The sequence below is a fragment of the Pseudomonas sp. LJDD11 genome (assembly GCF_024584215.1).
Classification (GTDB): Bacteria; Pseudomonadota; Gammaproteobacteria; order Pseudomonadales; family Pseudomonadaceae; genus Aquipseudomonas.
Genome location: NZ_JANJFL010000001.1, coordinates 133483 through 142500 on the forward strand (window position 1 = coordinate 133483; position 9018 = coordinate 142500).

The window sequence follows — 9018 nt, forward strand, 5'->3', positions numbered from 1 at the left end:
GGGTTTGACGTGAATAAATGGTGGCTCCCGGCCGTAACTGCCCTGACAGTACTCAGCGGCTGTGCCAGTGTTCAGCAAGGCTCGATTCCGGTGGTGGATTCGGGCTCCAAGGTATCCAACAGCGAGCGCGTAACGGCGTCGCGCAACAATACCGGCTACCGTACCAATACCGCCCAGGCGGCCCGGCCTCAGGCCCAGGCGATTCCCGAAGACTCGGGCGTGACGGTGATGATCCCGGCCGGTGGCAGCGGCATCCAGACCTACTCGGCGCCCGTCGGTCAGGCACCGATCAGCGTCAATTCGGCGCCGATCGATACCTCGGGGGCTTACCAGGCACCGATCAGTTCAGCACCTGCCAGCACCGGCAGCTATGATTTGCCATCGGTGCCGACCGGTATTCCATCGAACAATGCCGGCGGGCTGTCGGCCGATGAGCAACTGGACGGTCCGGTACTGGCGCTGTTGACCACTGCCCAGCAACAACAGAGCGGCGGCGACCTCAATGGCGCTTCGTCCAGCCTGGAGCGTGCCCAGCGGGTTGCCCCGCGCGAGCCGCAAGTGCTGTACAAGCTGGCCCAGGTGCGTCTGGCTCAAGGTGATGCCGCCCAGGCCGAGCAACTGTCGCGCCGCGCCCTGACCTATTCCAACGGTCGCCCCAGCCTGCAGGCCAGCCTCTGGGAGCTGATTGCCCAGTCGCGTGAAAAGCAGGGTGATGCTGCCGGGGCTGCTCAGGCTCGTCAGAAAGCCCGGGTCAACCTCTGATGGACAAGCGTGTGTCAGAGCTGGCAGATCAGTTGCTGTCGATCGAGCAGGCGTTGCGCGAGCAGGGCTGGTGGGATGCCTCACCGCCCGATGCCCAGGCGCTGGCCAGCCAGCAGCCCTTTGCGGTCGATACCCTGGCATTCGAGCAGTGGCTGCAATGGATCTTCCTGCCGCGCATGAAAGTCATCATCGAGCAGAACCTGGCATTGCCCAATGCCTCGGGTATCCGTGAAATGGCCGAGATGGTATTTGTCGACCGCGCCGAGCAGGCCCGCGCTCTGCTCGAAGCGCTGAGCCGCTTTGATCGCTTGATCGCTCAGGCCGGCTGAGTCAGTTGCAGTACTCGGCAATCATCTTCTCGGTCTCACCAATACGCGCCTGACGTTCCTCCTCAGTCAGGCGTTTGGAGCCGTCTTCGGTCGGTTCGCGTATACGGGCATAAGCCTTGAGTTTGGCCAGGTTGGTGCGAATGATTTCGCAGTTGGCGGTGCGCTTGGCTTCGGCTGCCTGCGCCTGCTTTCTGACCCTGGCGTCAATCGCGGGCTGCGGGTCTACAGGTGTGGCAGGTGTTGCCACGGAACCTGACATGGCCGGCTTCTGGATGTCCATCGACTCGACCTGCTGCCCGGCCGGCGGCGTGGCGTCGTAGTGCGTTACGCCTTGTGCATCGACCCATTTATAGATCTGAGCGGCCTGAGCGGTTGCCGTCATGGCCATGGCCAGGACCGCTGCAAGAGTCATCCAGCGCATCATGCATCCTTGAAGTGTCAGTTGTGGCGAAAGCTATCATATTGCCCCTCTGTCCGTCCGAATACGGCTGATTTACCCGGCAATCGTCAAGAAAGCTTACGGATCACTTGACTTGCAGGGGGCGAATCACAACAATCCAAAGTTCGCTGTAGGGGGACTGCCAGAAGCAGACCGTCTCGGTAGATCATGAGGCGCACATCCGCGTCGACCTGTAACACCCGCAACGCGTTACCTCGCGCTGGGTGGGACCGTTCCGCAACACTCAGGGACATCCCAATACTTGCTCAGTCAGTGCTGACGTAGTCGGCGACCACCGTCGCTCATGCTCTGCTTGGCAGTAAACCTATTAAGACCCGTCCACGTATGGACGGTATTCTGGCGTTTTAGAGGTGAACAACGTGGAGCTTTTATCTGGCGCTGAAATGGTCGTCCGCTTCCTGCGTGACGAAGGCGTTAAGCACATCTATGGCTACCCGGGCGGCGCTTTGCTGCACGTCTATGATGCGCTGTTCAAGGAACCTGAAGTCAGCCATATCCTGGTCCGCCACGAGCAGGCCGCGACCCATATGGCTGATGGTTATGCCCGTGCGACCGGCAAGGCCGGCGTGGTGCTGGTAACGTCCGGCCCTGGCGCGACCAACGCCATTACCGGTATTGCCACTGCCTATATGGACTCGATCCCGATGGTGGTGATCTCTGGTCAGGTGCCGAGCACCCTGGTGGGCACCGATGCCTTCCAGGAAACCGACATGATCGGTATCTCGCGCCCGATCGTGAAGCACAGCTTCATGATCAAGCACCCGTCGGAAATCCCGGATGTCCTGAAAAAGGCCTTTTACCTAGCGCAGTCCGGCCGTCCAGGCCCGGTCGTGGTCGATCTGCCAAAAGACATGACCAACCCGGCCGAGAAGTTCGAATACGTTTACCCGAAAAAGGTCAAGCTGCGCTCCTACAGTCCGGCCGTTCGTGGTCACTCCGGGCAGATCCGCAAGGCGGTCGAAATGCTGCTGGCCGCCAAGCGCCCGGTCATCTACTCCGGTGGTGGCGTGGTGATGGGCAACGGCGCTTCGCCACTGACCGAACTGGCCCGTCTGCTCGACGCTCCGGTCACCAACACCCTGATGGGGCTGGGCGGCTATCCTGGCACTGACCGTCAGTTCGTCGGCATGCTCGGCATGCATGGCAGCTACACCGCCAACATGGTCATGCACAATACCGACGTGATCCTGGCCGTTGGCGCCCGTTTTGACGACCGCGTCATCAACGGTGCCGCCAAGTTCTGCCCGAACGCCAAGATCATCCACATCGATATCGACCCGGCTTCGATCTCCAAGACCATCAAGGCCGACGTGCCGATCGTGGGGCCTGTCGAGAGCGTGCTGACCGATATGGTCGCGACCTTCAAGGAAATCGGCCAGACCCCTGACCAGCAAGCGGTTGGCAGTTGGTGGAAGCAGATTGATGAATGGCGCGCGGGTGGCGACCTGTTCCCGTATGACCGTGGCGATGGCAGCATCATCAAGCCGCAAAAGGTCATCGAGACCCTTCACGAAGTGACCAAAGGCGATGCCTACGTCACCTCCGACGTGGGTCAGCACCAGATGTTTGCTGCTCAGTACTACCGCTTCGACAAGCCCAATCGCTGGATCAACTCCGGTGGTCTGGGCACCATGGGCTTCGGTTTCCCGGCAGCCATGGGCATCAAGCTGAACTTCCCGGACGCCGACGTCGCCTGTGTGACCGGCGAGGGCAGTATCCAGATGAACATCCAGGAACTGTCCACCTGCCTGCAGTACGACCTGCCGGTGAAGATCATCCTGCTCAACAACGGCGTGCTTGGCATGGTCCGTCAGTGGCAGGACATGAGCTATGGCGGACGTCACTCGCACTCGTACGTCGAGTCGCTGCCTGATTTCGTCAAGCTGGTCGAATCCTATGGCCATGTCGGCATCCGCATCACCGACCTGAAAGACCTGAAGCCGAAACTGGAAGAAGCCTTCGCCATGAAGGATCGCCTGGTCTTCGTCGACATCCAGGTCGATGTGAGCGAGCACGTCTATCCGATGCAGATCAAGGACGGCTCGATGCGCGATATGTGGTTGAGCAAGACGGAGCGGACATAATCATGCGGCACATCATTTCCCTACTGCTGGAAAACGAACCGGGTGCACTGTCGCGCGTCGTGGGTCTGTTCTCCCAGCGTAACTACAACATCGAAAGCCTGACCGTGGCACCGACTGAAGACCCGACCCTGTCGCGTCTGACGCTGACCACTGTGGGGCACGATGAGGTGATCGAGCAGATCACCAAGAACCTCAACAAACTGGTTGAAGTGGTCAAGCTGGTCGACCTGTCCGAGAGCGCGCATATCGAGCGTGAACTCATGCTGGTCAAGGTCAAGGCCACTGGCGCGCAGCGTGCCGAGATCAAGCGCACCACGGATATCTTCCGCGGGCAGATCGTCGACGTCACGGCCAGCGTTTATACCGTGCAGTTGAGCGGCACCAGCGACAAGCTGGACAGCTTCATTCAGGCCATCGGCACCGCCGCTATCCTGGAAACAGTTCGCAGTGGCGTGACGGGCATTGCCCGTGGCGACAAAGTGCTGAGCATCTAAATCAATTTGCAATATGGCCTGAACGGCCGAGATAACAGGGGATTTCCATGAAAGTTTTCTACGACAAAGACTGTGACCTTTCGATCATCCAGGGCAAGAAAGTCGCGATCATCGGCTACGGCTCCCAGGGCCACGCTCAAGCGTGCAACCTGAAAGACTCCGGCGTTGACGTCACTATCGGCCTGCGTAAAGGTTCGGCTACTGTCGCCAAGGCTGAAGCTCATGGCCTGAAAGTGACTGACGTCGCTTCTGCCGTTGCTGCTGCCGACCTGGTCATGATCCTGACTCCGGACGAATTCCAGGGCCAGCTGTACAAGCAGGAAATCGAGCCAAACCTGAAGCAGGGCGCTACCCTGGCGTTCTCCCACGGTTTCGCCATCCACTACAACCAAGTCGTGCCACGCGCTGACCTGGACGTGATCATGATCGCGCCAAAAGCGCCAGGTCACACCGTACGTACCGAGTTCGTCAAAGGCGGCGGTATTCCTGACCTGATCGCTATCTACCAAGACGCTTCGGGCAACGCCAAAAACGTTGCACTGTCTTACGCTTCGGGCGTGGGCGGCGGCCGTACCGGTATCATCGAAACCACCTTCAAGGACGAGACTGAAACCGACCTGTTCGGCGAGCAGGCTGTTCTGTGTGGCGGTACCGTTGAGCTGGTCAAAGCCGGTTTCGAAACCCTGGTTGAAGCTGGCTACGCGCCAGAAATGGCCTACTTCGAGTGCCTGCACGAACTGAAACTGATCGTTGACCTCATGTACGAAGGCGGTATCGCCAACATGAACTACTCGATCTCCAACAACGCCGAGTACGGCGAGTACGTGACCGGTCCAGAAGTCATCAACGAAGAATCCCGCAAGGCCATGCGCAATGCTCTCAAGCGCATCCAGGACGGCGAGTACGCGAAGATGTTCATCAGCGAAGGCGCTACCAACTATCCATCGATGACCGCCAAGCGTCGTAACAACGCCGCTCACGGTATCGAAGTCATTGGCGAGCAGCTGCGCTCGATGATGCCTTGGATCGCGGCGAACAAAATCGTCGACAAAGCCAAGAACTAAGTTCTCGGTGATGTGAAAAAACGCGGCCACTTGGCCGCGTTTTTTCATTTTGGCGTGTAGGAAATGTCTACTGTTCAGCCTCGATACATGTGTTTGGGCTTCAAGCGCCGCCAGTTCTGGTATAAAGCTGCATCGTTTGCGTCCGAACCCTCGGGGCAGACACCTGTCATATTTTCAAACCGCTGCAAGGTAATCTTCATGAGCGAACGTCCTGAAGAATCCCGCAAGGGTTCTGACGCCGAAAGCCTGCTACCCATTGATGAACATGTAGAAGAGGTGCGTGATGCCGAAGGGCGTCAGGTTCGGCACCGTGGTATCTATCTGCTGCCCAATCTGTTCACCACCGCCAATCTGTTTGCCGGCTTCTATTCGATTATCAGTTCGATGAGTGCCATGAGCGCCGGCGATTCTGCCAGTGCCAGCAAGTACTTCGCGTTTGCAGCCATCGCGATCTTCGTCGCCATGGTGCTCGACGGCCTGGATGGTCGAGTGGCCCGCATGACCAATACCCAAAGTGCCTTTGGCGCTGAATACGACTCGCTGTCCGACATGGTGGCGTTTGGGGTTGCGCCTGCCCTGCTGGCATTCGGCTGGGCGCTGGGTGATATGGGCAAGGTCGGCTGGATGGTCGCCTTCATCTATGTAGCAGGCGCCGCGCTGCGCCTGGCGCGCTTCAATACCCAGGTTGGCAAAGCCGACAAGCGTTACTTCATCGGTCTGGCCAGTCCGGCAGCAGCAGGTGTGGTCGCCGGTACGGTGTGGGCGTTCAGTGACTACGGCATTCAGGGCTCGAAGCTGTCGTTTCTGGTCGCGCTGCTGGTGGCTGCGGCGGGCATGCTGATGGTCAGCAATATCAAGTACAACAGCTTCAAAGAACTGGATCTCAAGGGGCGGGTGCCTTTTGTTGCAATTCTTGTGGTGGTGTTGGTGTTTGCCGTGGTGTTCAGTGACCCGCCGCGTATCCTGCTGTTGATTTTCCTGGGTTATGCGCTGTCAGGCCCCGCTCAATATCTGTTACGTCTACAGCGGCGCAAGTGATCTGATCTTCTGCATACTCCGTAGTCTATAGGTGGTGTCTGCCACTCAAGCTATGGAGTCATCATGCTTATCAAGCTTCCTTCTGCATCCGACTCTCGCGAGTCGGATGTCACGCCCGAATCCATCTATCTCTCCCGCCGTACTCTGCTGGGCAGTTCCATGGCGGGGTTGGCCATGGCCGGCTTGCCGCACTGGGCCAATGCCGGTGAGCCCTCTCGCTATGCTGATGTCGAGCCGGGCAGGGCGCCTGGCTGGTTCAACGACAAGCTCGGTTCGTTGCAGTGGCAGGCCGTGACCGTCAAAGACGAAGCTGTCACGCCTTACAAGGATGCCACTCACTACAACAACTTCTATGAGTTCGGCCCTGACAAAGGTGATCCGGCGCAGAATGCCGGGTCTCTCAAGGTCGAGCCCTGGAGCGTGGTCATTGACGGAGAGGTGGCTAAGCCGGGCCGCTATGCGCTTGAGGATTTCATCAAGCCCTTCCAGCTACAGGAGCGGATCTACCGGATGCGCTGCGTCGAAGCCTGGTCGATGGTCATTCCCTGGATAGGTTTTCCGCTGGCTGAACTGCTCAAACAGGTTGAGCCGACTTCGAAGGCGCGCTACATCCGTTTCGAGACCCTCAAGGATCCGCAGTCAATGCCCGGCCAGCGTTCGGGGTTTGCTCTGATTGACTGGCCTTATGTAGAAGGGTTGCGACTTGATGAGGCGATGCATCCGCTGACCATTCTGGCGGTGGGGATGTATGGGCGTGAGCTGCCCAACCAGAATGGTGCGCCGTTGCGTTTGGTAGTGCCCTGGAAGTATGGCTTTAAAGGGGTAAAGTCGATTGTGCGGATAAGCCTGGTCAATGATCAGCCACGCACCACCTGGCAAAGCCTGGCGCCCAGTGAGTATGGCTTCTACGCCAATGTGAACCCGACGGTCGATCATCCGCGCTGGACCCAGGCACGAGAAAGGCGGTTGCCCAGCGGCTTGTTCAGCCCCAATGTGCGGCAGACCGAGATGTTCAATGGTTATGGGGACGAGGTGGCGTCCCTGTATTCCGGTATGGATCTGCGCAAGGATTACTGATGCGTTACGGCGTATGGCGGTTGATGGTCTTTATGCTGGTGCTGGTGTGGCCGGTCTGGTGGTTGTATGAGGCATGGATCTTTGCGCTGGGGCCGGACCCGGGCAAGGTGCTGGTAGACAGGTTGGGGCTTGGCACGCTGATTCTTTTGTTGATCACGTTATGCATGACGCCGCTGGCCCGCCTTACGGGGTGGGGTGGGTGGATGGCTGTGCGCCGGCAACTGGGGTTATGGTGCTTTGCATACGCGGTTCTGCACGTGACCTTGTATGCCTTGTTTATTCTTGGCCTGGACTGGGGGCAATTGGGTGTCGAGCTGGTGAAGCGGCCCTACATTATTGTTGGCAGTCTTGCCTGGCTGGGGTTGCTGGCTCTGGCAGTGACTTCCAATCGGTATAGTCAGCGTCGGCTTGGGCGGCGCTGGAAGTCGCTGCATAAGCTTGTCTATGCCGTCTTGCTGCTTGGCTTGTTGCATATGCTCTGGATTGTGCGGTCGGACCTGCAGGAGTGGCTCATATATGCAGCTGTCGGCGCAGTGCTGCTTATAATACGAATCCCGGCATTGGCCCGGAAAATCCCGCGATTATTACCGGTCAGGCGCTAATTTCGAGATATTTGAAATTAACGGTTGACGGGGTTTCAGATGTCCTTATAATGCGCACCACTTCCAACGCGGAATGAACGAGAAACTCCTTGGTAATCAACGAGTTAGCAGTTCAGAAAGGGTTGGAGGCGGTGCGAGCCTCCTGGCTCCGGCGGTGAAAAAGGCAGTTGACAGCAACTTAGGATGCTGTAAGATTCGCCTCCCGCTGACGAGTTAATCGAAAGATGCTCGGCACGCTGTTCGGTTCTAGCGTTTCGAAGTTTTGAATGAGTTTGAAACTTCTGAAAATAAACGCTTGACAGAACAAGAGGTTGGCGTAGAATGCGCGCCTCGGTTGAAGCGAAAGGCTCAACCAACCGCTCTTTAACAATTGAATCAAGCAATTCGTGTGGGTGCTTGCGCTGTCAGACTGAGAGTCAACAGATTATCAGCAACGTAAGTGACCATGCGAGAAATCACATAGTCATTTGAGATTGCTGAGCCAAGTTTAGGGTTTTCTCAAAACCCAAGCAGTATTGAACTGAAGAGTTTGATCATGGCTCAGATTGAACGCTGGCGGCAGGCCTAACACATGCAAGTCGAGCGGTAGAGAGAAGCTTGCTTCTCTTGAGAGCGGCGGACGGGTGAGTAATGCCTAGGAATCTGCCTGATAGTGGGGGATAACGTCCGGAAACGGACGCTAATACCGCATACGTCCTACGGGAGAAAGTGGGGGCTCTTCGGACCTCACGCTATCAGATGAGCCTAGGTCGGATTAGCTAGTTGGTGGGGTAAAGGCTCACCAAGGCGACGATCCGTAACTGGTCTGAGAGGATGATCAGTCACACTGGAACTGAGACACGGTCCAGACTCCTACGGGAGGCAGCAGTGGGGAATATTGGACAATGGGCGAAAGCCTGATCCAGCCATGCCGCGTGTGTGAAGAAGGTCTTCGGATTGTAAAGCACTTTAAGTTGGGAGGAAGGGTCGTTACCTAATACGTGGCGATTTTGACGTTACCGACAGAATAAGCACCGGCTAACTCTGTGCCAGCAGCCGCGGTAATACAGAGGGTGCAAGCGTTAATCGGAATTACTGGGCGTAAAGCGCGCGTAGGTGGTTTGTTAAG

Annotated in this window: 9 protein-coding genes and 1 rRNA gene (1 of these 10 only partly in view); 9 read left to right on the forward strand and 1 reads right to left on the reverse strand. The window is 57.7% G+C overall.

Features of this window, described 5'->3' with window-relative positions; all coding sequences use genetic code 11:
- Nucleotides 1-9 precede the first annotated feature (9 nt).
- Both NRB16_RS00595 and NRB16_RS00600 read left to right on the forward strand, forming a co-directional pair.
- Nucleotides 10-762, forward strand: coding sequence for a lipoprotein (locus NRB16_RS00595; RefSeq protein ID WP_045483513.1), 753 nt, complete (start codon nt 10-12; stop codon nt 760-762).
- Entirely contained in the window at nt 762-1091 is a 330-nt protein-coding gene (locus NRB16_RS00600) for a YqcC family protein (RefSeq protein ID WP_045483510.1), read from the forward strand. The genes NRB16_RS00595 and NRB16_RS00600 overlap by 1 nt, the downstream gene beginning before the upstream one ends.
- A gap of 1 nt (nt 1092) precedes the next feature.
- Here the strand turns inward: NRB16_RS00600 and NRB16_RS00605 are convergent, their stop codons facing one another.
- The gene (locus NRB16_RS00605; RefSeq protein WP_257105234.1) at nt 1093-1512 is read right to left on the reverse strand and encodes a DUF4124 domain-containing protein; all 420 of its coding nucleotides are present in this window, start codon (nt 1510-1512) and stop codon (nt 1093-1095) included.
- A gap of 398 nt (nt 1513-1910) precedes the next feature.
- Between NRB16_RS00605 and NRB16_RS00610 the strand changes: the two genes are divergently transcribed.
- The 7 genes from NRB16_RS00610 to NRB16_RS00640 form a co-directional block, all read left to right on the forward strand.
- Nucleotides 1911-3635 carry an acetolactate synthase 3 large subunit gene (locus NRB16_RS00610; RefSeq protein WP_045493847.1) on the forward strand — a complete coding sequence of 575 codons (1725 nt, stop codon included), beginning with the start codon at nt 1911-1913 and terminating at the stop codon, nt 3633-3635.
- A gap of 2 nt (nt 3636-3637) precedes the next feature.
- Nucleotides 3638-4129 (forward strand): acetolactate synthase small subunit, encoded by a 492-nt coding sequence (ilvN, locus tag NRB16_RS00615; protein ID WP_025258538.1) that lies wholly within the window; start codon nt 3638-3640, stop codon nt 4127-4129.
- Between the two features lie 47 nt (nt 4130-4176).
- Nucleotides 4177-5193, forward strand: a complete 1017-nt coding sequence (ilvC, locus tag NRB16_RS00620) for a ketol-acid reductoisomerase (protein WP_045483502.1) — start codon at nt 4177-4179, stop codon at nt 5191-5193.
- Between the two features lie 198 nt (nt 5194-5391).
- Nucleotides 5392-6231, forward strand: a complete 840-nt coding sequence (gene pssA, locus NRB16_RS00625) for a CDP-diacylglycerol--serine O-phosphatidyltransferase (protein WP_045483498.1) — start codon at nt 5392-5394, stop codon at nt 6229-6231.
- A 63-nt stretch (nt 6232-6294) separates the two neighbouring features.
- The gene (gene msrP, locus NRB16_RS00630) at nt 6295-7308 is read left to right on the forward strand and encodes a protein-methionine-sulfoxide reductase catalytic subunit MsrP (RefSeq protein ID WP_257105236.1); all 1014 of its coding nucleotides are present in this window, start codon (nt 6295-6297) and stop codon (nt 7306-7308) included.
- A complete protein-coding gene (msrQ, locus tag NRB16_RS00635) occupies nt 7308-7910 on the forward strand; it encodes a protein-methionine-sulfoxide reductase heme-binding subunit MsrQ (RefSeq protein ID WP_045483492.1) in 603 nt (200 codons plus the stop codon). Before msrP ends, msrQ begins: the two co-directional genes overlap by 1 nt.
- A gap of 517 nt (nt 7911-8427) precedes the next feature.
- Nucleotides 8428-9018, forward strand: a 16S ribosomal RNA gene (locus NRB16_RS00640) (it continues 946 nt past the right edge of the window).

What these genes read in the sequence shown, in the direction of transcription:
- NRB16_RS00600 (WP_045483510.1), top strand. Translation starts at nt 762, where the DNA reads ATGGACAAGCGTGTGTCAGAGCTGGCAGATCAGTTGCTGTCGATCGAG.
- NRB16_RS00605 (WP_257105234.1), bottom strand. Translation starts at nt 1,512, where the DNA reads ATGCGCTGGATGACTCTTGCAGCGGTCCTGGCCATGGCCATGACGGCA.
- ilvN (WP_025258538.1), top strand. Translation starts at nt 3,638, where the DNA reads ATGCGGCACATCATTTCCCTACTGCTGGAAAACGAACCGGGTGCACTG.
- ilvC (WP_045483502.1), top strand. Translation starts at nt 4,177, where the DNA reads ATGAAAGTTTTCTACGACAAAGACTGTGACCTTTCGATCATCCAGGGC.
- pssA (WP_045483498.1), top strand. Translation starts at nt 5,392, where the DNA reads ATGAGCGAACGTCCTGAAGAATCCCGCAAGGGTTCTGACGCCGAAAGC.
- msrP (WP_257105236.1), top strand. Translation starts at nt 6,295, where the DNA reads ATGCTTATCAAGCTTCCTTCTGCATCCGACTCTCGCGAGTCGGATGTC.
- msrQ (WP_045483492.1), top strand. Translation starts at nt 7,308, where the DNA reads ATGCGTTACGGCGTATGGCGGTTGATGGTCTTTATGCTGGTGCTGGTG.